28 protein-coding genes and 1 pseudogene are annotated in these 24881 nt (G+C 50.1%); 27 read left to right on the plus strand and 2 right to left on the minus strand.

Going from position 1 to position 24881, the window contains the following annotated elements; all coding sequences use genetic code 11:
- Nucleotides 1-90: 90 nt before the first annotated feature.
- Nucleotides 91-1104: a stage V sporulation protein AD gene (gene spoVAD, locus I6E42_RS03255; RefSeq protein WP_235370504.1), complete on the minus strand. Its 1014-nt coding sequence runs from the start codon at nt 1102-1104 to the stop codon at nt 91-93.
- Between the two features lie 186 nt (nt 1105-1290).
- Here spoVAD and I6E42_RS03260 point away from each other — a divergent pair, with 186 nt between their 5' ends.
- From I6E42_RS03260 to spoIIIAC, 3 genes and pseudogenes are all read left to right on the plus strand, one after another.
- Complete coding sequence (locus tag I6E42_RS03260) at nt 1291-2202, plus strand: stage III sporulation protein AB (protein WP_235370505.1); 912 nt, start codon at nt 1291-1293, stop codon at nt 2200-2202.
- Nucleotides 2199-2708 carry a stage III sporulation protein AB gene (locus I6E42_RS03265; RefSeq protein ID WP_235370506.1) on the plus strand — a complete coding sequence of 170 codons (510 nt, stop codon included), beginning with the start codon at nt 2199-2201 and terminating at the stop codon, nt 2706-2708. Before I6E42_RS03260 ends, I6E42_RS03265 begins: the two co-directional genes overlap by 4 nt.
- A gap of 31 nt (nt 2709-2739) precedes the next feature.
- Nucleotides 2740-2862 (plus strand): annotated as a pseudogene (spoIIIAC, locus tag I6E42_RS03270) (stage III sporulation protein AC); the annotation flags it as partial.
- 932 nt (nt 2863-3794) lie between these two features.
- On the opposite strand, the gene I6E42_RS03275 reads toward spoIIIAC, so the two are convergent.
- Nucleotides 3795-4163 (minus strand): helix-turn-helix domain-containing protein, encoded by a 369-nt coding sequence (locus tag I6E42_RS03275; protein ID WP_235370507.1) that lies wholly within the window; start codon nt 4161-4163, stop codon nt 3795-3797.
- A gap of 138 nt (nt 4164-4301) precedes the next feature.
- Here I6E42_RS03275 and I6E42_RS03280 point away from each other — a divergent pair, with 138 nt between their 5' ends.
- From I6E42_RS03280 to I6E42_RS03395, 24 genes are all read left to right on the plus strand, one after another.
- Nucleotides 4302-4649 carry a helix-turn-helix domain-containing protein gene (locus I6E42_RS03280; protein ID WP_235370508.1) on the plus strand — a complete coding sequence of 116 codons (348 nt, stop codon included), beginning with the start codon at nt 4302-4304 and terminating at the stop codon, nt 4647-4649.
- 123 nt (nt 4650-4772) lie between these two features.
- A complete protein-coding gene (locus I6E42_RS03285; RefSeq protein ID WP_235370509.1) occupies nt 4773-4982 on the plus strand; it encodes an IreB family regulatory phosphoprotein in 210 nt (69 codons plus the stop codon).
- 245 nt (nt 4983-5227) lie between these two features.
- Complete coding sequence (locus I6E42_RS03290) at nt 5228-7132, plus strand: recombinase family protein (protein ID WP_235370510.1); 1905 nt, start codon at nt 5228-5230, stop codon at nt 7130-7132.
- A complete protein-coding gene (locus I6E42_RS03295) occupies nt 7125-7868 on the plus strand; it encodes an integrase (RefSeq protein WP_412761280.1) in 744 nt (247 codons plus the stop codon). Before I6E42_RS03290 ends, I6E42_RS03295 begins: the two co-directional genes overlap by 8 nt.
- Nucleotides 7858-8226 carry a hypothetical protein gene (locus I6E42_RS03300; RefSeq protein WP_235370511.1) on the plus strand — a complete coding sequence of 123 codons (369 nt, stop codon included), beginning with the start codon at nt 7858-7860 and terminating at the stop codon, nt 8224-8226. The genes I6E42_RS03295 and I6E42_RS03300 overlap by 11 nt, the downstream gene beginning before the upstream one ends.
- Nucleotides 8174-9235 carry a ParB N-terminal domain-containing protein gene (locus I6E42_RS03305; RefSeq protein WP_235370512.1) on the plus strand — a complete coding sequence of 354 codons (1062 nt, stop codon included), beginning with the start codon at nt 8174-8176 and terminating at the stop codon, nt 9233-9235. Before I6E42_RS03300 ends, I6E42_RS03305 begins: the two co-directional genes overlap by 53 nt.
- Nucleotides 9235-10146: a DUF6551 family protein gene (locus I6E42_RS03310; RefSeq protein WP_235370513.1), complete on the plus strand. Its 912-nt coding sequence runs from the start codon at nt 9235-9237 to the stop codon at nt 10144-10146. Before I6E42_RS03305 ends, I6E42_RS03310 begins: the two co-directional genes overlap by 1 nt.
- A gap of 81 nt (nt 10147-10227) precedes the next feature.
- Nucleotides 10228-10638, plus strand: coding sequence for a hypothetical protein (locus tag I6E42_RS03315; protein WP_235370514.1), 411 nt, complete (start codon nt 10228-10230; stop codon nt 10636-10638).
- Nucleotides 10639-11068: 430 nt separating this feature from the next.
- Nucleotides 11069-12157, plus strand: coding sequence for a hypothetical protein (locus tag I6E42_RS03320; RefSeq protein WP_235370515.1), 1089 nt, complete (start codon nt 11069-11071; stop codon nt 12155-12157).
- Nucleotides 12144-12767: a hypothetical protein gene (locus tag I6E42_RS03325; protein ID WP_235370516.1), complete on the plus strand. Its 624-nt coding sequence runs from the start codon at nt 12144-12146 to the stop codon at nt 12765-12767. The genes I6E42_RS03320 and I6E42_RS03325 overlap by 14 nt, the downstream gene beginning before the upstream one ends.
- A gap of 218 nt (nt 12768-12985) precedes the next feature.
- Nucleotides 12986-13378 carry a fimbrial protein gene (locus I6E42_RS03330; RefSeq protein ID WP_459559314.1) on the plus strand — a complete coding sequence of 131 codons (393 nt, stop codon included), beginning with the start codon at nt 12986-12988 and terminating at the stop codon, nt 13376-13378.
- Nucleotides 13379-13534: 156 nt separating this feature from the next.
- Nucleotides 13535-14245: a hypothetical protein gene (locus I6E42_RS03335; RefSeq protein ID WP_235370517.1), complete on the plus strand. Its 711-nt coding sequence runs from the start codon at nt 13535-13537 to the stop codon at nt 14243-14245.
- A 14-nt stretch (nt 14246-14259) separates the two neighbouring features.
- The gene (locus I6E42_RS03340; protein ID WP_235370668.1) at nt 14260-14997 is read left to right on the plus strand and encodes a hypothetical protein; all 738 of its coding nucleotides are present in this window, start codon (nt 14260-14262) and stop codon (nt 14995-14997) included.
- Nucleotides 14945-15718 (plus strand): TraG/VirB4 family ATPase, encoded by a 774-nt coding sequence (locus I6E42_RS03345; RefSeq protein WP_412761281.1) that lies wholly within the window; start codon nt 14945-14947, stop codon nt 15716-15718. Before I6E42_RS03340 ends, I6E42_RS03345 begins: the two co-directional genes overlap by 53 nt.
- Before the next feature lie 125 nt (nt 15719-15843).
- A complete protein-coding gene (locus I6E42_RS03350) occupies nt 15844-16374 on the plus strand; it encodes a DUF5697 family protein (RefSeq protein ID WP_235370518.1) in 531 nt (176 codons plus the stop codon).
- An 8-nt stretch (nt 16375-16382) separates the two neighbouring features.
- A complete protein-coding gene (locus I6E42_RS03355; RefSeq protein ID WP_235370519.1) occupies nt 16383-17066 on the plus strand; it encodes a DUF6100 family protein in 684 nt (227 codons plus the stop codon).
- 170 nt (nt 17067-17236) lie between these two features.
- On the plus strand, nt 17237-18331 hold the full coding sequence (locus I6E42_RS03360) for a hypothetical protein (RefSeq protein WP_235370520.1): 1095 nt from the start codon (nt 17237-17239) through the stop codon (nt 18329-18331).
- A 2-nt stretch (nt 18332-18333) separates the two neighbouring features.
- Entirely contained in the window at nt 18334-20277 is a 1944-nt protein-coding gene (locus tag I6E42_RS03365) for a VirD4-like conjugal transfer protein, CD1115 family (protein WP_235370521.1), read from the plus strand.
- Between the two features lie 18 nt (nt 20278-20295).
- Nucleotides 20296-21297: a hypothetical protein gene (locus tag I6E42_RS03370; RefSeq protein WP_235370522.1), complete on the plus strand. Its 1002-nt coding sequence runs from the start codon at nt 20296-20298 to the stop codon at nt 21295-21297.
- 5 nt (nt 21298-21302) lie between these two features.
- Entirely contained in the window at nt 21303-21764 is a 462-nt protein-coding gene (locus I6E42_RS03375; RefSeq protein ID WP_235370523.1) for a hypothetical protein, read from the plus strand.
- A gap of 34 nt (nt 21765-21798) precedes the next feature.
- Nucleotides 21799-22947 carry a hypothetical protein gene (locus tag I6E42_RS03380; RefSeq protein ID WP_235370524.1) on the plus strand — a complete coding sequence of 383 codons (1149 nt, stop codon included), beginning with the start codon at nt 21799-21801 and terminating at the stop codon, nt 22945-22947.
- On the plus strand, nt 22944-23735 hold the full coding sequence (locus I6E42_RS03385) for a class D sortase (protein WP_235370525.1): 792 nt from the start codon (nt 22944-22946) through the stop codon (nt 23733-23735). The genes I6E42_RS03380 and I6E42_RS03385 overlap by 4 nt, the downstream gene beginning before the upstream one ends.
- 17 nt (nt 23736-23752) lie before the next feature.
- Entirely contained in the window at nt 23753-23947 is a 195-nt protein-coding gene (locus tag I6E42_RS03390; RefSeq protein ID WP_235370526.1) for a hypothetical protein, read from the plus strand.
- 62 nt (nt 23948-24009) lie between these two features.
- Nucleotides 24010-24852, plus strand: coding sequence for a hypothetical protein (locus I6E42_RS03395; protein ID WP_235370527.1), 843 nt, complete (start codon nt 24010-24012; stop codon nt 24850-24852).
- Nucleotides 24853-24881: the final 29 nt, after the last annotated feature.

Here is a 24881-nt window from a genome sequence, read left to right on the forward strand (position 1 = left end):
TCCCCCGGCCATCTTTTGGTGACTTTTGGATGGCTCCAAAAGTCACTCGCCGCCGTAGCGGCGAAATCTCCTAACCCTATAGACTAAAATTTATTTGACCGTTGAGATCGCAATGGCGTGACAGATGCCGGGAATAGACTCGCCCTGGAAGGATGCGGTGGGGGAGTGGAGCGCCCCGGTGGGGCAGAACAGGATGTTGTTCCACCGCCCGGTCCGCATCCCGTTCAGAAGATACCCGGTGAGCACCGACGCGCTGCATCCGCAGCCCGATCCGCCGCAGTGGACGTCCTGGTCCTGGGCGTCAAAAATCAAAGTTCCGCAGTCCACATGATTGGAGAGCCGGTAGCCCTCCCGCTCCAGCAACTCGACCAACAGCTCGCTGCCCAGACTGCCCAGGTCACCGGTGACGATCAGGTCATAGAAGTCAGGGGAGCGGCCGGTGTCCCGGAAGTGGGCGGCGATGGTGTCCACCGCTGCTGGCGTCATGGCGGCTCCCATGTTGTTGGCGTCTTTGATCCCCTTGTCCACGATCTTGCCCACGGTGACATGGGTAATATAGGGGCCGGGCCCCTCCCGGGCCAGAATGGCGGCCCCGGAGCCGGTCACCGTCCACTGGGCGGTGGGGGTGCGCTGGCTGCCGTATTCCAGAGGGGTGCGGTACTGGCGCTCGGCGGAGCAGAAATGGGAGGACACCACCACGCCGGCCCACTCGCCAAAACCGCCGTCCAGCACCATGGAGGCCAGGGCCAGTCCCTCGCCCATGGTGGAACAGGCTCCGTATAGGCCGAAGAAGGGAACGTTTTCGTCCCGGGCGGCGTAAGAGGAGCCAATGCACTGGTTCAGCAGGTCCCCGGCGAAGAGCCAGTCCAGGTTGGAGGCGGACTGCCCCGCCTTGTTCAGCGCCAGCTCCAGGGACTGCTTCTGCATGGCGCTCTCGGATTTTTCCCAGGTGGACTCGCCGAAGGTGTCGTCAGGGGCGATATAGTCGAAGGAATCGGCCAGGGGGCCTTCTCCCTCTTTTTTGCCCACCACGTTGGCGTGGCCGGCGATGGAGGGCGGATTGGACAGGGCAACCGTCTGGCTGCCCCGCTTTTTGGTGGTCATAGGGAACACCTCGCAAGCTGTATTGAGAATCGAAACTAGCCTTCCCATGGAAAAAGAAAATTATGCCCGGCCCAGGCAGAATTTTGAGATGGGGCGGGAAGAAAGGCAGGTGAACCGCCGCCGGAAAAGTATCAGGCATAACCCGTCCTTCCGCCACATAGGATTGGGCGAAAGGAGTGGACAGGCATGGATGGGGAACAGAGGATACGGGCGTATGTCCAGGCGGCGGGGGCCCTGCCCCAGCGCCTACGGCAGGAGGCCCTCTCCCTGCCCCGGGAGGAGCAGGCCCGGGGAGAGGAGCTTCGGCTGCGGTCGGGGCGGCCCATGTCGGTGGTGCTGCCCGAGGGGGAGCGGACCCTGGGCCGTGTTCCGGTGAGCACCAGGGAACTGGAGCAACTGGTGGAAATCGCCAGCCGGGCCTCTCTCCATGCGGTGCTGGACCAGGTGCGCCGGGGCTATCTCACCATGGCGGGGGGACACCGGATCGGCCTGTGCGGGACGGCCTGTATGCGGGATGGTGCCATCCACAGCCTGAGCCGCTTTTCCTCCGCCAATGTGCGGATCGCCCGCCAGGTGCGCGGGGCGGCGGACCCGGTGCGCGGGGCGCTCTGTCCGGGCGGAAAGCTGGCCAGCACCCTGATCCTGGCCCCGCCCGGGGCGGGGAAGACCACCCTGCTGCGGGACCTGATTCGCCAGGTATCCGACGGAGCGGGCTGCCAGCCCCTCCGGGTGTCTCTGGCCGATGAGCGGGGAGAGGTGGCCGCCCTGTACGGCGGCGTTCCGCAATTGGATGTGGGGGGACGTACCGATGTGGTGGAGGGATGCCCCAAGGCCCAGGGGCTGATGCTTCTGCTCCGGGCCATGAACCCCCAGGTGCTGGCGGCGGATGAGATCACAGCTCCGGAGGACGTGACGGCCCTGCGGACGGCGGCGGGGTGCGGGGTCACCCTGCTGGCCACTGCCCACGGGGAGAGTCGGGAGGATCTGGAACGCAGAAGCTTGTACCGCCCCCTTCTGGAGGAACATATTGTGAGAAAGCTGGTCCGCATCCGGGAGAAAGGCGGCCAGCGGTTCTATACTGTGGAGGAATTGGGATGATGCGTCTGTTGGGCGCCGCCCTGGTGGCGGCGGGAGCGTCCTGGCTGGGGTTCCGGGCTGCTGCTGCTTTGAACCACAGGGCCAGGGCGTTGGAGGAGATGGCTCAGGGGTTGGCCCTGCTGGAGCAGGAACTGGAATTGGATGGACCTCCCCTGCCCCAGTTGATGGAACGGCTGGCAGAGGGCAGCCGGGGTCCGGCCCGTGCCCTGTTCCGGGACTGCCGCCGGGCGCTGGATGAGCTGGAACGGGAATCCCTCTCCGATGCCTGGGAGGAACTGGTGGGGGCCAGAGGAGAATTGGGCCGGGAGGGGCAAGGGGCGCTCCTCCCCCTGGGGGAGACGCTGGGGCGGTGCGGCTGTGAGGAACAGCGCCGGGCGGCCGCCCGGGTCCGGATCCGGCTGGAGGAGCTGGTCCAGCGGACGGAGGAGGACCGCCGCCGCCAGGGAAAGGTGTACCAGGTCCTGGGCCTGTCCGGCGGGGCTTTTTTGATCATTCTGCTGCTGTGAGCGGAATAGGAACACGAAAGAGGGGCTTGATGTGGATGTGGATCTGATTTTTAAGATCGCCGCCATTGGTATCGTGGTGGCGGTGCTCAACCAGGTGCTCAGCCGGGCGGGCCGGGATGAGCAGGCCATGATGACCACCCTGGCGGCACTGGTCGCAACAAGATAGAATGGAAAATCCTAGCTCAAATGGTTCTATCTTCTTACCTAAGCAGGACTTAGGAATACAAGATAGAAGTGTTATGATCCCTATTATCACGAACCACTACAGCAAAGAAGTATCGTATTATAGGGAATATGTGTATAGATTGCATATAATTGTTGGTTAGAAGTTCAAATATTCGAAAAATAGCACTCCATGGCGACAGGGCCATGGAGTGCTATTTTTGATGCTTTACTTCTATTTAACCGAAAGCTCTTTCCATCAAACATTGGAATGCAGATGGTACCAGTCACATTTCTCCTTGAGCATGAGTTGTATTTCGGATGTATCGTAGTCAGAGAACTGGCTTACAGCTTTCACGAAAGAGGGAATCATAGGGCCGTCCAGTACGTGGTCATATCCAGAGTACCACTCAAATCCATTATCCAATTTTACTGGTTTAATCAGCTTGTCGTATGAAATGAAAAGATTGTCATATTTGAACAGGTGGTTCGGTACTCTATAATTTGCAATATACAGTAGGTGTTTTACGCCTCGCGCTGATATGAAGCCATAGCTCTTATAGATATACCCGTAGACAAACCATTCTGGAAGATCTTCAGCTTTTATTTTTGTTGGGTACTTACCACTAGAGTACAAATAGCCATCAGGATGGGGTTCGAATAAAGATCGACGTTCTTGGCGAACCCTATGTGTTTCCATGTATAATGTTGATCGTATTCTCTTCATGAGCCTCATCATTCTTTCATTCACGTTTCTTCAATTATTGCAATAACGGAATTAACAGTCAATGGGATTGGCGGTTTCATATTTGCTATGAAACTGGCCCCTGCAGAAGTCTCTGCAGAGGGCCAGTTTTCTTAGCCAATCTGTGGTTTCACCTGTCTTTTAGTACATTGGATGTACTTGGTAAATGCTGTAGACTATCAATAATGAGACCTTGATTTCACCAGAAGACAACGGTTGTTCCGAAGGCTGGTTTTTGCTGCAACTGCCAGTTCGTAAATGATCCGACGTTCGTAGCTACTGCAGTCCTGTAACAGTTTATAAAACTCAGGTTGGTATTCCAAACGATCATGCGGTTGGTTGCCATAGAGTATGTGGTCTACGGTGACACCAAGGGCTGCAGCTATCCTGACATAAGAATCCAGACTTCCGCTTCTCACGCCGGTTTCAATACGACTGATGTAAGGTTCTGTGAGATCTACCGATTCCGCCAGCTCTGACTGTGTCATGTGTAGCAATTTACGGATGTCGTGGATTCGCCTGCCAATCAGCACATAGTCCAAAGACATTTCTTCACCTCCTATCGTGCATAATTTCAATTTAAATATGCACAATAGTTTGTGTCACCGTCTATTGTTTGTTCACTATTTCGGCTTTTCACGGTACTATTTCAATGCGCAACAAGAATAGTGTGTGGAGGTGATCCAATGTCAGAGCAGCTGAAGGCGCTTGGTGAGCGAATTAGAGAGACCCGAAAAGAGAAAGGACTCACTCAGTTGGAACTGGCTGAAAAGGTCAAGATTTCTCCCACATACATGAGTGAAATCGAGTTGGGTAAGTCCAACTTTGGTGTAGAGACGTTGATCCGGATCAGTGAAGAATTGCAGGTTTCTACGGATTGGCTTATTCGTGCAGCCGTTCCGGAGGTTAATGCAATCTATCAGAACGAGATCCACAGCATTATTAAAGACTGCGAACCGGCTCTCATTGAGTACATGCTGCAGATGCTCCAGCTGATGAAGAAAACGAGCGAGCAGTCCGGAAAAGAAGAGTAAATGAATGGCACCCTGTACGGCTGATACAGGGTGCCATTTTTATGCGCTTCATTCAGAGTTGAATTTTTTCGTCTATTGTTGTAATATATAATTAAACTTACAGTTGCAACGGAGGCCGCCAACATGGATGATGTGCTGTTTCATCAGAGGATAACTGAAATTGTAAGAGCCATCAAGGATGCCGGCTATGATCCGTATGATCAATTGATAGGTTATCTGAAGACCGGGGAGGATTATTACATTACTCGGAAAGGCGATGCCCGCATTCTGATTAAGACGTTGGACAAAGAGAGGCTTGAGTCCTTTGTTCGTGATCTAAAGATTAAAAGATAATGTTGATGGACACCCTGCGCTGTGAGTGCAGGGTGTTTTCTTTTTGTGAAGTAGAAAATTTCAGATATTGTGTGAACTTTTGGCTCTTCACTCGACATGTGGACTGTAATTATAGCATGGGACTTACAATTTCTAAAAAAGATTCTCGAAAATGCACTAGGTGGAAGATACCTTCCAGCTGGTGCATTTTAATTTTACCACCCCACCCGTATACTCGAAGTAGATTACACGGTGGAGTGAAAGCCATGAATGAGAATGAAAAGAAACTGATGTCTGTCCAGGATAGGAAAGCAAAGATCCGGGAGCGTTATAAAGGTGTAGATCCGGATCGGTTGGAGATTATTCCTGCCCGTCGTCAGACAGATGTGTTCGATGATGAAATCTATAAAAGAGTGGCAGTTTATGCTCGAGTATCAACGGACGATCCTCGGCAGACATCGTCTTATGAGCTCCAGAAGAATTACTACACGGACATGGTCAGCAGGCATCCTAATTGGGATCTCGTCAACATTTATGCAGACGAAGGTATCAGTGGTACATCCCTTAAAAAACGTGACTCGTTTAACCGCATGATTACTGACTGCAAGGCAGGGAAGATTGACCTCATCGTTACAAAGAGCGTATCGCGATTTGCTCGAAATATTGTGGACTGCATCAGTATCGTACGTATGCTCTCTGCCATGACACCTCCGGTAGAAGTGTTTTTTGAAACTGAGCACATCAATACTCTGAATGATAAGACTGAGATGAGTCTGGCATTTACGGCAACACTGGCGCAGGAAGAGTCTCATACGAAGAGTACAATCATGAACGCATCCATTGAGATGCGTTTCTCTCATGGTATTTTCCTAACGCCTCCGCTGCTTGGATATGATCGTGACGAGGAAGGCAATCTTGTCATCAATGAGGAAGAGGCGCAGACAGTGCGCCTGATCTTCTTCATGTACCTGTATGGCTATACCTGCACACAAATCGCAGCAACGCTCACACAGCTTGGTAGAACGACGAAGAAGGGAAATACAAACTGGAGCCCGCAGTCAATCCTTGGTGTTTTGAAGAACGAAAGACACTGTGGCGACCTGATTTCACGAAAGACATATACACCGAGTTACCTTGACCATAAATCGCGTAAAAACCGTGGTGAGAGAACACAAGTAAAGACTCGTGACCACCATGAGGCTATTATCAGCCGAGATGATTTCATCGCTGTGCAGCGCCTAATCAGCAATGCCAAATATGGAAACAAGGGGATTTTGCCTCAGTTGAATGTAATCAAAGAAGGTGCTCTGCGTGGTTTCGTGTCCATCAATCCGCGTTGGGGCGCTTTTACGGAAGACGATTACTTCGAAGCTTCTGCAAGCGCTTATCCAGAGGATGCTCCCATGGAGAGTGAGATTAAAACTATTGAAGCGCAGGGGGGCTCATTTGATTTAAGAGGCTTTGAAATTGCAAGAGCACAGTTTTTTAATACTTCAGGTCGTTTGTGTGTAACCTTAACCGACAACTCTGTCCTTTTCAGCACGGAATGTATTCGCAAATTTGGAAAGACAATCTATGTAGAATTATTGATCCATCCCAGTGAGCATCTTCTTGCTGTTCGACCCAGCACAAAAGAAACTCGTAATGCTGTGAGATGGGCAAATCTGAGCGAAGTGGGGACCTATCATCCGCGAACGGTGCGAGGAGCCGCCTTCGGGAAAACGCTCTATTCCTTGTTTGGATGGTCGCCTGAATGTAAATACCGAGTCAGAGGTGTATACCGTCAGAGGGATAAAGAGAAGCTGTTGGTATTCGATATGCGTGAAACTGAGGTGTTTATTCCTAAGGCCGTGCTTGAACCTGAGGTTGGCGAGATTTCTGAGGAAGTAAGCTTTGTTGATGGTGCTAGTGAATCTGCCCTCGAAGAGCGTCGGAATGTGATTGCGTACCCAACAGCCTGGGCAGCCAACTTTGGACCGGGTTTCTACCGCCATTCTCAGGCACGAGAACTTGCGGCGCTGGAAGCTGAAAACGCCTGGAAGAGCATGGAGGAAGCGCAGCCCTATACGGACAAGATGGACATACAGGTGACTGCACCTGAACTGGTAGTGCAAAACATCCATCAGATTATCAGTGATATGAAGCAGGAGGTTGGAGAAGTCGATGCCTGAAAACAATTCTATAATTTACGATCCTGTGGCAGCTGCGCTTTCTGGCCAGACAATGCCGCCCCCACCAATTGAAATCCCTATGCAGCAGATGATGCCGCTCTCACCCCAGGATCAGGAAGAGGAGCCGTTTAGCTATGATGGATATCAAGTTGTCCGTGGTGAGTTCTTCGCGCACATCTATGAGCCGTCCATCACATTTAACAACTGTAAGGTTAATGTGAACACGGCATGTCTCAATCGGCTTCCAACAGTCTCCTATGTGCAGTTTCTTGTTAATCCTGAAGATAAGAAAATGGTTGTTCGGCCATGTAGCGAAGATGAAAAAGACTCTTTCCGGTGGTGTAGCGAGAAAAACGGAAAACGGAAACCGAAGCAGATTACCTGCAGAATCTTCTTCGCGAAAATCGTGAACCTGATGAACTGGAACCCGCATTATAGATTCAAGCTGCTTGGTAAGGTAGTACGCAGCGGTGATGAGCAGCTTGTGGTGTTTGATTTGACTGCTACGGAAACTTATCCCAGAGTCATCAAGGAAGGTGAGAAGCCAAAGACATCACGTACGCCAGTGTTCCCGGCAGAATGGCAGAACCAATTCGGTTTGCCGGTGGAAGAGCATCGTAAACTTCTGCAGGTGAACATTTTCAATGGCTACACCGTTTTCGGGCTTGGCGATGAGCAGAATGCTTCGGATAGCGTACAGGAAAAGATGGAGGAGGTGTCTGTTGATGCAGGATAAAGAGACAGCAAACTTGGGTATATTCATAGATTTGAAGAAAAAACGTATCCGGATCCATCGCTCCACACTCCATGCGCTTGGAGACCCTGATCGGGTATATTTACTTGTTAATCCGGAGCAGCGCATTCTTGCCGTGCAGTCTGCCCTGGCGTCCGATAAACGCGCTCATAAAGTATATACAACGTCCGAGAGCAATCGACAGACATATGAGTTGTATAGCACCCCACTGGTTGCAAACTTACTCGCGTTAAATCCTGATTGGACTGAGCTCTATAAGTATCGTTTAAGGGGCGAGGCTATTCCAAATGAAAGCGCTGTGGTTTTCAAGATGGATGATGCAACGGCTGTTGGATGCTAAGTTCAAGGTGACTGGCATGAGAATGTATAATTTAACGATTGACCCTGAATTCAAGCAACTGATCCCGCCTTTGATGCAAGTAGAGCGTCAGCAGCTAGAAGAGAATATAAAGCGTGATGGGTGCCGTGAACCGATTGCACTATGGGGCAACACCATCATAGATGGCCATAATCGGTATGAGATCTGCCGGAAGCACAATCTTCCATTTAACACCGTTCAGGTCGAACTGCAGAGCAGGGAAGAGGCCATTGCGTGGATCTGTGCCAATCAGTTAGGAAAGCGTAATATATCCGATGAATCACGACGCTACCTGATTGGGAAGCGGTATGCAATGGAAAAAATCCTGGGTGCACACAACTCTGCCGGGATCAACCAATACACAAAGAATGAGGCAGGGGCCAAATTGTTGCCCGAAGCTAAGTCTTCAGATCCGGAGATTGGGGCCAAATTGTTGCCCGAACCACAATACGATAGAACAGCAACTCGGACGCGAGAACGCCTTGGTCGTGAATACCACATATCCCACGCAACTGTTCTGAAGTACAGTACCTATTCTGAAGCTCTGGACTATCTCGCTGAGATTGTGCCGGAGCTCATCTCAAAGGTGCTGTCAGGCCAAGTGAAAATATCACAAGAGAATATTCTGGAGTTAGCAAAAATGCCCCCATTGGAAATTAAACGTCTTGGCTCCCAGTTGGTAAGGAAAAAGGAAGACTTCGTAGGTTACTCAAATGCCAGACGAGTCATTCCCACAAAACCAGAACAACCAACAAGGCCTCTGTATACGCCAAACGTATCAATTAAGAATATGCCAGAGTATGATCCTGATGCAGAGTTTTCCAGCTTGACACTTACAATCCCGTCTTGGGTTAGCTCTATCATGCGAACACAGTCAATTGCAAACTTGGAGAAAGTGACTCCCCAAGCAAAAAGCAAACTTGTGCAGGGCCTGATGGATTTGAGAAAGACTGTCGATGAACTTCTGAGCGTGATCGAGGAGGTAGAATAATGGATGAAGATCTGAAACTCTTTGTACCAGATGTTCATTTTGAATTGTTGCCGATAAAGAACCTGGTTTCCAGCCAGGACTATCAGCGTAATCTGTCACTGGCTCATATCCAGCGAACAGTTGAGAATTTTGATTTGCATCAGGTAAACCCTGTGAAGGTAAGTCGGCGTGATGGTATAAACTATGTCTTCAACGGTCAGCATACGATAGAAGTGATTGCTGCAGTCTCCGGATCTCGAGAGACCCCTGTTTGGTGCATGATTTACGACGACATGGATTACACCATCGAAGCAGACACCTTTGCCAATCAGCAGAAATATATAAAGCCGCTGATTCCCTATGAAATCTTCATGGCCAATATTGAAGCAGGTAATGACACTCAGCTGATGATTAAGTCTCTTGTAGAATCCTATGGCCTTACCATCAGCAGTACCCGCTCGCCCGGATCTGTCTGTGCCATTTCCACGCTCGAAGGAATCCACGATAAGTATGGGTTTCACGTTCTTGATCGCACGCTCCGCCTATGCGTCGGCACCTGGGAAGGAGAGCCGGACTCCCTGTCTGGAAACATGCTTAAGGGCATTGCTCATCTGATCATGTCTTTTGGAGAGTCCTTGCGTGATGACGTATTCAAAGATAAAATTGGTAAAGTATCAGCCAGAGAGTTAAGTAGGACAGCTCGGGAGCGGAAGGCTGGTTCTATGGGCTATGCTGAAGCGATCCTGCTTGAGTACAATAAGAAGATGAAGAACCCTCTCCATTGGTCGAAGCTATATGAGAAGAAGACGCTGAAGACAGACGGGTATGATTTTGAAGAAGATGCAGAGCCCATGTATGAGGATATGGATCATTATAGCCAATCGCCGTGGGACGATATGGATGCACTCACTGGAGGTAACGAGCTATGCTGAGCGATATATACAGGGAAGGGGAGCGAGTGTTTGGCCAGGAATCGAAGTGTAGGGTATTACACGCGACGAACTCCCGATGAGATGGATATCGATCAAGATTATGACTTGCTATGTAAGGAGGCCTTTAGTGGCAGATTTGCTGAAGCTGGTGAAACTGAAACGGCAAGCTACTATTTGGATATATGCTATCAATCGGACATAACCCAACGCCCGCAGATGCTTCGATTACTCCGCAACTGCGTAGATGGCAAGGTAGATCTTGTTGTGATGGACTACCCCGAACGTGTAGCTGCAAGTATGAATGAACTGTTTTTTCTCTTGTATTTTCTGCTCCATTTAGAGAGACCACCGGAAATCGCTATACTCAATTGTCTGAGCACGGGAGTATCTAAAGGTAAAAAGAAAAGCATCATGCGAGTAACTGAACAGATCGTATCCGAACAAAAATCGGATTACACGCATTGGAAGAATCGCATTCTTCGTGGAATGTAACAGAGCAATTTTCATGATCCACCACTCCGAATTAGGGTGGTGGATATTTTTTTTGTTTTTTCAAAAAAAGTTTGAGGAGGATACCTTAAAAAATGGCCGTTTTTCTCTATTTATTACGAGAGGTTCATTCCGGTTTCAAAACTGGGCAACAAATCGCCTCTCGATATACCCATAGCAAATGCACCTTGAAAACTTCATACGACCTCAAGACGTTACCATGTTCGAGCCACCGTAGCGGGTGTTAAGGGCCGAGGACAAGCCCAGAGCGAAGAAGACATGGGAAAATAATGATACCCCGCCCGGCTAGGCCACACACCGAGGGGCGGCTTGCCCACAAGAATGGGATGAGCGCTGAGATGCCTGTGATCCTCCGTGACCAGAGGACTTGAGGTTGATTTTTTTCTAATCTATCTGGAAGGAGGTGCATGTCATGGCTTGCACACAGCATAAGCAGCTTGTATGCTTTCCGAAATCGAGAATTCAAAAGAAGTGGTTTCGCTACTTCAATGACCATAAGGACTTTCATAACGAAGGAACCTTACACCTGTTCAGCTTAATGGCCTTATTTTCCTACGCCAATTTCCGAAGCAATAATCGTAGATTTGGCAATCAGGAGTTTATGGAAAGCCCCGGCCAGTGGATTTGCAAATGGTCGGCGCTGCCTCGCATACTCCGCGTTCATTCCAAAGAACAGGCAATGGTGCGTATGGAATACTTCAAAGGAGCCGGGTTCCTTGATTATGAGATTCTGGATGAAGAGCTGGGAATCATTCGTTACACGATTGCTGACTGGCAACGCCATTGCGTGCATCTGGAATATAATTACTACAGCTACAAAGGATCAGGCTTTTTCTTCTTTCCGCTACCTGTTGGCAGATCCCTGATCAAGAGCTGCCGCGAAAGTGGGGAGAAGGTCGTATTCAGTGAGTTGGACGCAATCATGGACCTGTGGCTCCACACCATACTCAATGATCCAGCTGTTGCCGGGTCTGAGTATATGCCAGTCGTATACTATGCCAATATGAAGGGCATGCCGCTGTTGTCCTATTCCTATCTTGCAAAGCGATGGGGCTGGTCAAAGTCCAGAGTCGGACGCTTCATTCTGAAAATTGAAGAGAGTGGAATCATCAGCCGCGTGAGCTTTTCGAGTTCTCGCGGCTCTGTACTTTCACCCTGCCTGTTCCGTGAAATGATTTTCGGCGAGGATTGTGAGCAGCTTCAGCTGCAGAAGATTGGCGAAATCCTGGGTATTGCTCAGGTCGTTGAGCCGGTTAGCGATCCCAGTACACTTGAACTGAGTGTCCAAACTCGCGTCCCATCGGGGAAACCTGTGAGGGAAGGCGCAAAAGCCTTGAGAATTCAGGTGTTTCAGGTGCCTGGATCCTCTTTTTTTGCTCGTCCGGTGCCCTTAATCTTCTATAGTTCTTTAGACTGGGGAACGTTAGAAGTAGAAGCTGGTACTTATAGAGGCCCACCAAGAAATAAACGGAAGGGAGATGAGAACGGTGGCTCAAAGTAAAAACATCACAAATCCAGCCTTTGAGTTGGAAAAAGCAATCATCTGTGAGGAAGTCCAGGCGGGACTTGAGACTGGTGTGGATCAATTGAAGAACCACGGTGAAAGCAAATCAGAAAAACCGGATCATTTCCACAACACGAAGCATTTGCTCCAGCAGTATCGTAGAGTTGCTTACGCAGTGAAAATGTCGGAGGCTGATCTGAACGTTCGCATTGAAATGGAGCATGGTACTCGACTTTCCACATTTGAGCTGAACGCGGAGCTGGCTGGGATTGATTTATCTAACACGAAGCTGGAGAACTACGCCAGAACGGTTGTACGCAGTAAGCAGATGATGGAAATCATCAATAATGCTCTTGAATACGTCAAAGAGGATCCGGATCGAGGAGACCTGCTCCATGCCGTATTAGAGCAGACGTACTTCACCCCCAGAAAGCCAAGAAATCGTGAGGAAATCCTGTATGCTTTAAGCCGACTGGGCTTTGATATGTCCCTGGCAAGCTATCACATATACCTCAAACAGGCGATTCGAGCGATTGATCGTATCCTGTGGGGCTACACAGCTCGTGACTGCATGGATATCATCAAGCAGTTCCTGCCGGAGCCCTAAGACATAATTTGCACTAAATTTAGACTGTTTTTTAATTGAAGGCTGATTTTTCCTATGGTAAGATGTCATCGTTCCAAAATAGCAAACACGGACAAGCTGCCTAAGCCAGGCGGCTTTTTTATTGTTCGAAGGCTCGGACGGGAAGTAGATCGCACTATCTGCTCCTGACTGGGCCTTTTCTATTTGGACAAGTCACTTCAAAAGGAGGTCAAGCACTCATGAAATCCAAAGTCGAAGGCATTCGGGCAAAAATCCGTGAGAAAGTACATGCCCTTGATAAGGGCCGTGCTCTCTATACGGCATTCGTATTGCCCAGTGCCATGACGCTGCTGCCTACCACGGCATTTGCTGCAAACGATACGATTTGGACCAAGGCCAGTGAAATCATGAAGGACGTGTACAGTCAGGTCCTTGGTATTTCCACCATTGCTGCCATCGTCACAGCCAGTATCGCATTGCTACTGATGAACTTCTCTAAGACTGGTAAAACTGTCGATGAGTCCCGTGCGTGGCTGAAGCGCATCATCATCACCTGGGCCATTCTGAACTCCCTTGGTTTCATCATGGCCTACGTTACGCCCTTCTTCCAGGGAGGACAGTGGACGCCCTAAGAAGGCAGAAAGGAGCTTATATGAACAAAGGAATTATCGGTTTTATTGGCGGCATGGTCACTGGTGTAATCCTGACCCTCGCCGCAGCAAGTCTGATCCCTGAAGACTATGTCTTTCAGGATAGACACTGACAACGCTGGATAGGAGGGACCCTCCATGGGGATTCTTGATAGCGTCGTTGAATGGCTGGCAACACAGGTCATGAATCTGCTGGATATGATAAACGGCTCTGTTCTTGGCGCATTAGGTTGCGATATGACCGTGTTCCTCCGGTACTTTCCGGCAGCACAGACGCTATACGAGGTCTTTGTTGCCTTTTCCATCGGATTTATTCTGTTGAACCTTGTGTGGCAGCTATTCAAGAATTTTGGAGCAGGTATCGGACTCAGTGCGGAGGATCCGGTAAAGCTCACCGTTCGTTCGATTCTTTTTATCCTCCTGGCATATTTCGCTGACGATATCGTTTCACTTGTCTTGACGATTGCTGGAACACCGTATTCATGGATTGTAGATGCTTCGCTTCCAGCCATTGATTTCGGTAATTTTGGCAGTGTGTTGACGGTAATCATAGGCTGTCTTGCCAGTGGATCTGTGAGCCTCATTGTCCTGATCCTGATCATCATTATTGCCTGGAACTACATTAAGCTGTTATTTGAGGCAGCTGAGCGATACATCATGGTAGGCGTGCTGGTCTATACGGCACCTATGGCCTTTGCAACAGGCGCTTCAGAGAACACTTCAAACATCTTCAGTGCATGGTGCCGTATGCTGGGTGGCCAGCTATTTCTGCTGATTATGAATGCATGGTGCCTTCGTCTATTCGTATCCATGGTCGGAACCTTTCTGGCCAATCCGTTATCTGTATGAGGAGGAAAAGAACTATGAAACATCGAAGAATAACAGTATGCTTCCTCCTGATTATGCTGATGGCGTTGCTTTCTACCTCAGCCTTTGCAGTGGATGAAAGTGAGGTGGAAAGTGCCATTGCAGCATCCGGACAGGATGCAGTCGCAGGCAACCTCTTCATCTGGTTCCTCTGTGCGGTATCATTCCTGAAGATCAGTCAGAAGATCGATAGCTTCATGACCAGCCTGGGTATCAATGTCGGTCGAACAGGTGGCAGCATGATGGCTGAAATGCTGATCGCCGGTCGTGCGCTCGGTGGAGCAGCCAAAGCAACAGGTGGTGCAATAGGCAACATCTTCAATCGCGGCCATTCCAATATGACCAACCAGGCAACTGGTCAAGCTTTCACTGGAGGTGGTGGCGGTATGATTGGTGTCGCCAAACGTGCCGTTGGTAATGCTGCAGCAGCAAGTGCAACGAATACAGCAGTTGGGCTTGGAAGCGTTGTGGGTGGAGCTATGTTCGGCTCCAGCCTTAATAACGGTGGCAAGTTTGCAACAGGTGTTGTCGGAGCAGTTGCTACTGGAAACATCTCGAAGGTAGGTTCCATTACAGGAGCGAAAGCTGCGCAGGCCCTGACTTCTTATTTGGGCTATGGAGTAGCTGCGGGTACTGGTACCGGTGCGCCTTCTGGCAAACCGGGAGGAAGTGCCACAGTAAATGCTGGTGGTGTCACTGATCCACACCTACGCAAAGAAGGGAATCACACATGAAAATGACTCCCTAATCGATCCGGAGGACCCCACACGATATCGGGAGATGCCGCTTTTAGGCGATGTCTATGACCTGCTGATGGAGTCGGATGAGACCAGACGTCTTGGCAACATCTTGAACCGATTGGTTCATGGCTCGGCAAAGACATTCAATCAGCATACCAATGTCAATCTGAACAGCCCATATACCGTTCTGGATATCTCCGAGCTTACTGGCGACCTGCTGACCGTGGGTATGTTCGTTGCTCTGGACTATGTCTGGGATAAAGCGAAGGAAGACAGAACAAAGGAGAAGGCCATCTTCATTGACGAGATCTGGCAGCTCGTAGGTACCGGCAGTAACTCCCTTGCTGCTGAGTTCTGCCTGGAGATTTTCAAAATTATCCGTGGCTATGGTGGTGCTGCCATTGCAGCTACCCAGGACCTGAATGACTTCTTTGCCCTTGAAGGTGGCAAGTATGGTAAGGGCATCATCAATAATGCCAAAACAAAAATCATCTTGAACCTTGAGGATGATGAGGCCGTTCGTGTTCAGGACACCTTGAAGCTCACAGATGCAGAAATTACCAACATCACACGCTTCGAGCGAGGCAACGGACTCATTTCCACCAACAGCAATCACATAACCGTTGAGTTCAAAGCCTCCCAGTTGGAGAAGCAGCTCATCACCACAGACCGGTATGAATTGAGCAAGATGCTCGAGGAAAAGCGGCAACAATAAATACGTTCAACGTTCTCGTTTGAAAACGTAGAAATAGCGGGTTTTACATATCGAGAACGTTGAACGTAACACTCTCAAATGACTACGTACAACGTTTTCGATTGAAAACATAGGAGGGATCAAAAATGACTTTTGCACGTGCCGTGAAGAATAAGGAACTGGCCTACATATCACGGCTTTTATCTATCTTTGGGATTGTGGAAGAACGGCAGATGCGATTGCTGTTCCAGCACCTTGATTCTAAAGAGTATGGAAAGATCATGACACGGCTTCATCGTGAAGGCATGGTCTACCGAACACCAGACGCCAAGTACTTGGCAGTCAGTGAGTTAACAGCCAACCGCGCTGATCGCAGGTACAGTGTTCTTTGCTTCTGGGCTTTCATTAAGATCCGCGATAAGGCGCATGACTTCTGTATGGGAGAGCCTCCGACGATCATCACTGTCGCATCCGGAACAACAGACTATGATGTGATCCCCCTGTCGAAGGAGAATATCCCTCTGATCAATGAGCAGGGAGATGAGATCCCGGAACGCTCTGTGAGATATCTGGTTACAGACGACTTGACGCTAGTTTCCGGTGTGGAGCGTCGGTTCAAGAATGACTATTTACTCCATATCAATACAGACGGCGAAATTGAAACTTATGAATTGTGAGGTGAAGCATGTTTACTAATGCCTATAAATCCATGCTCAGGAAGGTTGCATCAGATTATGATGCTGCCAGTCAGGAGCTATTTGGCATTGCACACAGGATTGAAGGATCTGAGCGATACAACCCTGGGAATGAGTTGTATGGTCTGGTGCGTGTTGCGGAAACAAATGCCGTGCAGCTTCGAACGCTGGCAGCGCGTGTCATGGGTCAGCCCAATACGGCTCTGAATGAAGAGATCTCCCAGGCACAGGGTATCAGGGTAGAGGAGGAGCACCGATGGATTAAGATCGTTGTTCCTGCAATCCTTCCGAACCGCAACGCACGAGATAACACCCTGTTTACAACTCGACCATTGCGACACAGCCTCATCCAGTTCCAGAGGGAAAACCCAATGGAGCGCTTTTCATCCTGTGCGATTTGCATCGTCCATAAATACGACGAAGCGCTTGGCCTGAATCGTGTTCGTGACTATGACAATATTGAGACCAAACGATATCTGGATGTAATTGAGTCGGTAATGCTGACGAACGACAGCGGGCTGCTTTGCACTATCCTTCAGACCACGCAAATATCTGATCGGGACTGCACGGAGTTCTATCTGATGCTCCCGGAAAGCCTACCTATTTGGGCCAGTGCACAAATCAAATCTCATACCGGAAGCTACAAAAAAATAGCTTTAGAAAATGGTACCTAAAATGAGGACACATGTGAGACCCGTCCAGCAACCTCAGAAATTGGTATGCTCGAGATGAAATCATCTTTTGGGGTCTTTCTGTTCTGGGGCGAATAGTCACTCGTGTGTTCTTACGAATATTTTGTACAGGCAGTCTAGGCAGTCTGTTATTCAGAATGGAGGTGAGTTGCTTGATTACCTGTAAGAATGATCGGATGCTGGAGCTTCTTTGGTTTGTTGGGTACTGTGGAGAATTTCCATCGCAGTTGGCGATTCGTGTAGGAGGTCATCCTGAGTGGAATCGTCATGTGAAGTATCGTGCGATTGAGGAAGGGTATGTGACGGTGTTTCGGGGTAAGAACAGGCAGAGAGTGATTCGGTCTTTGCGTTTAACTGAGAAGGGAATTGACTATATCAGTGAGCGGGATCCAGAGGCACTGGCATACATCCTGGCAAAGAACCACGGTGGAATTATTACAAGAAACAATATTGATAAAACAATGCGGAGGCATTCACTGGCGACCGGTCTTCTAATGTCCGCAAATGCAGGGGCAGAAATCCTGCCAGGAAAGAAGCCCACACTTATGCCGGATGCTCCGAGGGTAACGCCTCTGGAATGGGGACCTCTCTATTATTCAGTTGAAGAAATCCGTGCGGCAATCCAAGCCTTTGACCCAGAGACAATGGCAAAGACTTCGCGGATCATCGGAATCATCGTCAGCGGAAAACAGTGCTTTTGCCTTTATCATACCGGTCATAGCAGAATGTATTGGATGAAAACGCAGGAGGAAAATACCGTTGCGGCAATAGATGCTCTGTTAGTGACACGTGGTTTCTCCTGTACTGTTTTCAATCAGGTGGTAATTGGCAGCAACCTCAATCTGGCCGTCAAGATCGCACGATATAAGCTCAATAGCAGAAGTCGATACTTCACACTCTCTGAGGAATACGATCACAGCTACTACCTGGAAAACAGCTTTCACGGCGATGAACTGCTGAAGATCCTCATCCATCCGGACTTACGGTTGAAGGTGGACCGAACTGCCCTACAGGGTTACGAACCACCTCCCGAATGGGTCAGGACATGTGATGCAACAGCGGATGACGGTCAGCGTCCTGTCATTCTGGGCTACTCATTTGATCTATTGCAACTCCATGAATTGGATGGCGCTCATAATGGTTTTCCACAGAGTCCTATCGTGCTCTGCTTCGAATACCAGCGTGATGCGCTGCAGGCCATTGCAGGCCCAAAGGTTGAAGTTCGCCCATTCAGTGGAGGATTATGAATATGAAAGAGAAATTGAAGAAGAACACTGGTGGAGTGCTGTCCATCGCTCTTCTGGTCCCAGTACTATTTTACGTGGCAGGCATTATCGCACAGCTGATGATCAATATCAATGAATGGGAAGCGGCAGGCAGTAACTATAACGTGAGCCCTGGCTTGCCGTCACTGAATGTACTGGACAGTTGGGGGGCACTCTTCAACTTCCCGGAAGGTCCCATCGCCATAGGTGTGGTACTAATTGGAGTGACACTCATCTGCGTCTTCGGCCTACGACTTGGTTGGGGATCTCGCGGCACTACGGATCGTGAGAGGAATCTTACCATCTCCAACTCCGGCAGTTATGGTACAGCATCATTCATGACCGATAAGGAAGCGGAAGCCTGCTTCGATATTACCACCTGTGCAAAGACGGACCAGGACATCCTCGGGACCACTGCTGGAGGTAAAGTCTTCACATTACCTCGTAACACCCGTCTTAACGCGAATATGGCTATCTGCGGTGCCTCTGGTACCGGCAAGTCCAGATCCATATCCCGAAATCTGATCCTACAAGCTGCAAGACGGAATGAGAGCGTAATTATCACTGACTGTAAGTCAGAGCTTTACGACTCCATGTCCGAATACCTCAGAGAACAAGGTTATGTGGTCAAGGTCCTGAATCTCATTGAGATGGAACATAGCGATGCCTGGAATTGCCTTGGTGAAGTGGGCTCCAGTGAGCTTATGGCTCAGACCTTCTCCGATATTGTTCTATCCAACACATCGGGTGATGATCGTGATGCATTTTGGTACAATGCAGAGCTCAATCTTCTGAAAGCTCTTGTCCTGTATGTCTCATTGGAGATGCCGCCGGAGAAACGAAACTTCGGTTCCGTCTACGATATGCTGGTCAATGAAGATGAGAAATCATTGAAGCAGAAAATGTACGCAATCCGGGGCGGACGTGTGGATCCGGAAACCGGCGAGTATAAACCCCCATCACCAGCCTTTGCTCCATTTGCCATCTTCATGCAATCCAGTGAAACAGTCCGAACCAGTGTGATCATTGGTCTTGGCAGTAAGCTGCAGGTCATGCAGGCACAGCAGGTGAAGAACATCACCAGCTACGATGAGATTGATCTGGAACTGCCAGGGAAGCAGAAGTGTGCGTATTTCTGCATCGTATCCGATCAGGACAATACATTTGAGTTTCTAAGCACCTTGTTTTTCTCGTTCCTATTTATTCGACTCATCCGCTATGCAGATAGTCGATGTGAAGGGAATACACTCCCAACGAAAGTGAGATTCATCCTGGATGAGTTTCCAAACTGTTCTGGTAGTATCCCTGACTTCCAGAAGAAGTGCAGTACAATCCGTAGCCGTGGCGTATCCGTCGCAGTCTTCTTTCAGAATGTCGGTCAGATGAAGAACCGCTATCCTGATGACCAGTGGCAGGAGATCCTCGGCGCTTGTGACACGACCGTGTTCCTCGGCTGTACTGACATGCTTACTGCAGAATACTTCAGCGATCGCATTGGAATTGCCAGTGTGGAAGTGGAAGGAACCATGCGAGAACTTAACTCCATGCGTATCACCAACTACACACCCAGCTACCGCGAGACCAACTCTCTTGGCAGACGTCAACTTATGACGCCAGACGAGATCCTCAGGATCCCACCTGACGAGGAGCTGATCTTCATCCGTGGCCAGAAAGTATTCCGAGCGCATCGCTTTGACTACTCCCAACATACTCACTATAAAAAACTGAAAAATACCAAATCCATATACCATGAGCCTGCCTGGAAGCGAATTGCTGACGGACAGGCTTTTGCTATACCTGCCATTTACGATACGCCTCCGAAAAAGCATCACGTGAAGGAGCGCAAAAGAGCAGAGAAACCCACTGCCAAGCAATCCGGAGCGGAGTCCTTAGGCCTGAAGCGTACCGATATAAATGAGACCATATAGAAAGGAAGGTAAACCCCAATGCCCAGAAAGAAGATAGAACCTGAGCTGGAAGCTGCGGTAGAGCAGAAGCTGGTAGAGGAAAAAGAACCGGTTGAACTGACTCCCAAGCGTAGCCATCCTCAGACACGTTCTTCCGACGACATCCTGACCATCAACGATCAGGAACGTGGCATCACCCCAACTGATAGCGACGACGTCAAGTGGAACTACATCTCCGGCGCATATGCCAAAAAAGAGATCCTTACCGGCATCGTCAGTGGTATCGAATCTCCTGATACTGCTAACCCCGTCTGCGTTGTGGATTTCGAAGGCATTCGCATTCTGGTACCTGGAAGAGAAATGTTCATGGACGATTGGCCTGTAAATGAGAAGATGCCGCGTGAATTCTTCATGCGCTTCAATCGCATTCTCGGAGCCACTGTCGATTTCATTATCGTTGGCGTTGATAGTAGAAACCATGCTGCAGTTGCAAGCCGTAAGATGGCCCTGGAACAGCGGCAGGCGAAATACTACGCCACCGGTCGAGTGAAGCCCGGTATCCGAGTTGCATGTCGTATCATTGGCGTCGGCAATAACCGTATCACCGTCGAAGCGGTTGGTGTAGATACCACCATCTACGCAAGTGCACTGTCCTGGGAATGGTTCCCGGACGTAACAGACCTGTACTCTACGGAAGACCTGGTCGTTGCAAGAGTACTGGCAGTCGTGAAGGATGAGAAGACCGGTGCGTATTCCGTTCGACTCTCCGTCAAGGATGCCACAGAGAATCCCGATCTGCCCAACCTGCGCAAGCTGGTGCCCGGCTCCAACTATTATGGCGTCGTTACTGGCGTCCGCGATCAGCTGATTTTCGTTCGACTCCAGATGGGCGTCAATGCCAAGACCAAGCTGTTCCACACCAAGCAGATGCCCAGTAAGTTGGACACCGTCAGTTTCCAGGTACGAGATGTCGATCTGGAAAGCGGCGTTGCATTCGGACTCATCACACGCATTATCAGACGCCACGCAAGAACGAGGTGAAGACCATGCCCAACAAGCGGAAAAGCATTTATGAAAATTGTCGCGCTGTTGTGCGGGCATGTCTCAATATCGTGGAAGAGAAGGGCGACACCTACGTTGCCATCCATAAAGATGACGATGTGGAATGTGTCGTCCTTGTCTCCATGATCCGATCCTATCCCATCCTGTCCATTGTCGTAGCGGATAAACTGCTCTTTGCTGAGGAGAATGCCGCAGACATGTATCAGGCAGCCAATGAACTCAATAGCGAGTCCATTACCGGCTGGCACTCTATCATGCTCTCCAGCCAGACCAGTATCTACATGTATCGCCAATGCATCTGGATCAATGCGCAGCTCAATCGTGACTACCTCATGGAGATGCTGTGTCAGAGCATTGCGGAATACAAGAGGGGGAAACTGCATCTGGCATCCGCACTGCGAGAGGGCGAGAAGACTCCAAATAATACTGAAGAGGAGGTTCACTGAGCGCCTCAACCTTGGGGCGCTCAGCCAAAATCAAATGAAGAAAATGATTACCGTATTCGGACTTGTGCTTGCATTGAGCATGAGCCTTTGCGTGGGTGCCAGCGCTGCGTCGTATGTAGCGGATGACATCACGTATCAGAACCTGAACGGTCAGCAGTTGGCAGTCAAAGTCTACACGCTGCTCCCGGATCAGGATCCCGGCGACCTGCTGGAAGCCGACTTCGAGCATGACGGCTATATCTATTCCTACAGTGACATGGTCAAAGCGGAACAGACCTTCAATGAAGAGACCCTGCACAAGGAGATCGTAACCGTCACCACTGCAAGCAAGAACCTGGAAGATATCCTTGCAGCCCTGCAGCCTACCATCGAATTCGATGATGGCAACGCAAAGGGCACTCTTGCACTGGACCACAGCACCCTCAAGACCGAAGCTGCAGGCTATAAGAGCAGCAGTTACACCGTCACCGCTACCAAGAACTACACCGGCCTTGCTCGTAACGACTCCAGCCTGATTGATAAGACCGTGGTGAAAAACGGTCGCACTCTGAGTCTCTCCAATGTGACCTGGTCCGTGGAGAGCACTGCGCTGGTTGGCGATGAGCTGGTCCCCGCAACCTACTCTGCAGTTGCCACCTATTCCGGCTCTGCCAAATCCACTGTAGCCACCGGCTACATCACCACCGCTGAGTATTCCGGTAAAGTCACCGCATCCGGCATCTCCAGCATCCAGTACACCGTCACTTACCTCGGCACTCCCATTGTGATTGAGGAAGATGGTATGGATCTTCTGCCTGTTATTGTGGGTATTGTCGCCTGTGCGGGAGCAATTTTGTTGTTAGTTTGCCTGCTGCCTCGTAAAAACACTACAGTATACGCTGCAACAGGAAAGGGCAACGAATACGACAAATGCGGTCGTTTGCATCTCAAGGTGAAGAACCCTGACCTGCGCATTGACCGTCTGAAGGAAGTCCCTGAAGGTGTCATTGCCATTGAGGTAGAGGAGAAGGTGGCTCGTAAGCTGTTCGGTCAGAACATCGCCATCCACTACTACGATCGGAACTTCGCCCACACTGTAGGCACAGTCAATGGACCCTACTGGTTTAAGGTCGATGTTGGCACTGCCCCTGCAGATGATGAGGATGAGATCCGAGCGGATGAAACCAGGGAGGACCTCGTATGAAGAAAGGACTCATCAATCTGTTGCTCACCATGAGTGTAGCTGCCAGCATGGCAATCTCCGCAAGTGCAGCAGATTACACATTTAAGACAGATCCCAATCCCGAGTATTACGGGAGCACCAATTACACGGATCTGTATAACGCCGACTATCAGTACGGCGGCAGGAACCAGATCGATTACGACATCCCTGAGATCCGCTACGGACTCAGTCAGCAGTTCCTGGAAAGTTCCCTCAATAATCCCTATCTCGGGAGCGGGATCCAGTACGGTGTGACCGCATCTGGTGGCGGGAATACCTCCATCAACTATCCTGGATCTGACTTCAGTTCGTCCAGCATCATCACCGGCGGCGGTCTGATTGATGTCATCTATCGGCCTTCTTATACACTGAAGGATCTGACACGCAGTGACGGCAGCATCGGCACCGTCAGCATCTCCCGCGTCGGTCTGAAGGCGAAGGTCTACGAAGGTGCCACAGACGCCTCTATGTCGAAGGGGGCCGGACACTACACCGGCTCCAGCCTGTATGAGGGTAACATCGGTCTGTTCGGCCATAATCGTGGCAGCAACGCCTATTTCGCCAAGCTGAAGAATGTGAAGATCGGTGATACGGTCACCTACAAGACCAGCGTTGGCACCAAGACCTACGAAGTCGTATTCGTTGGTACCATCGCCAGTACGGACTTCTCCTACCTCAACGAGATGGGTGATAACCGGATCACGATGATTACCTGTATTGCAAACCAGCCCTCTCTGCGCCTGTGCGTTCAGGCAAAAGAGATTCACTGATATAAATGGAGGAACATATGAAGAACAACAGCAAAGCCCGTAACCGTGAGCATCGAACCAAGCCTTCCAAAACACCCGTATCCATCCAGATCAAAATGGATCGTGAGATGTTCGAGCAGGTCAAACGCATTGAGACCCGAACCGCCTATACTCGCGATCAAATCTTCATGCTGGGCTTAGCCTGCTGCAGCAAGGAGTGCTTCAATTCCTGAAACCCTAACAGTCAGTAACCTCACAGAGAGTGGTTGGAAATAAACTGATGAGGTGAAAGCACATGAAACGAATCGGAACCTTTATGACCGGTCTCGTGATCGGCGCAATGCTCTTCGGTAGCTCTGTAGCTTACGCTGCAGGAGCCATCGCAGAGCTGAGCAACCATCGCTTCTTCGTAGATGGTGAGGAAGTGACCATGACAGCCTATGGCATCAACGGCAATAACTACGTTATGCTGCGTGATATTGGTAAAGCTGTCGGATTCAACGTGTATTGGGACAGTGTGAACCACTGTGTCCAGATTGAAAGCGATAAGCCTTATACCGGTACAGCGCCGACAAAGGTGCAGCAGGTGGCTAAGCCCGAGAGAGCAGATTACTCTCAGGGTGATGTGATGCCGAACCCTGAAGTGGGAGATACCATTACCTGTAGCGACGGCTACGTAATGGAGATTAAGGACCTGACCAAGTACCAGAACAGCATGTTCGCAACCCAGGAAACGGACACGCTTCCGAAACCGACCTGTGATTGGTCCATGTTGGATCAGCCGGTTCTGCCGGATGCTGAAGCAAATCACTTCAAGTCCGGTGGTCGCGACTACGTCTTCGTCAGGAACCTGTTCGAAACCCGTCGCATGCAGTACACACTGTATAACGCGATCGGGGATAATCCCCAGACCTGGAAGAATGGAAAGCCTGTAACAAGAGCTGACGGCGGTCCTCTTGTGACCGTGAAACTGTCCATCCCTGAAACCGTGGCAGCCAACAGTTTCTGGCCCTGGCGCACCGAACAGATCACAGAGCTTTTCAACTCCTGCCCGCCTGGTGAGTATAGCTTCGAAGCATGGGATGTCTACTGTGATGGCGTCTTCCGCTACACGGAATACTACGTGGCAGTCAAGTAACTCAATAGCAGACCATCTACGAGAGCAGT

It is taken from the genome of Pseudoflavonifractor phocaeensis (assembly GCF_021531815.1).
GTDB lineage: Bacteria > Bacillota > Clostridia > Oscillospirales > Oscillospiraceae > Lawsonibacter > Lawsonibacter phocaeensis_A.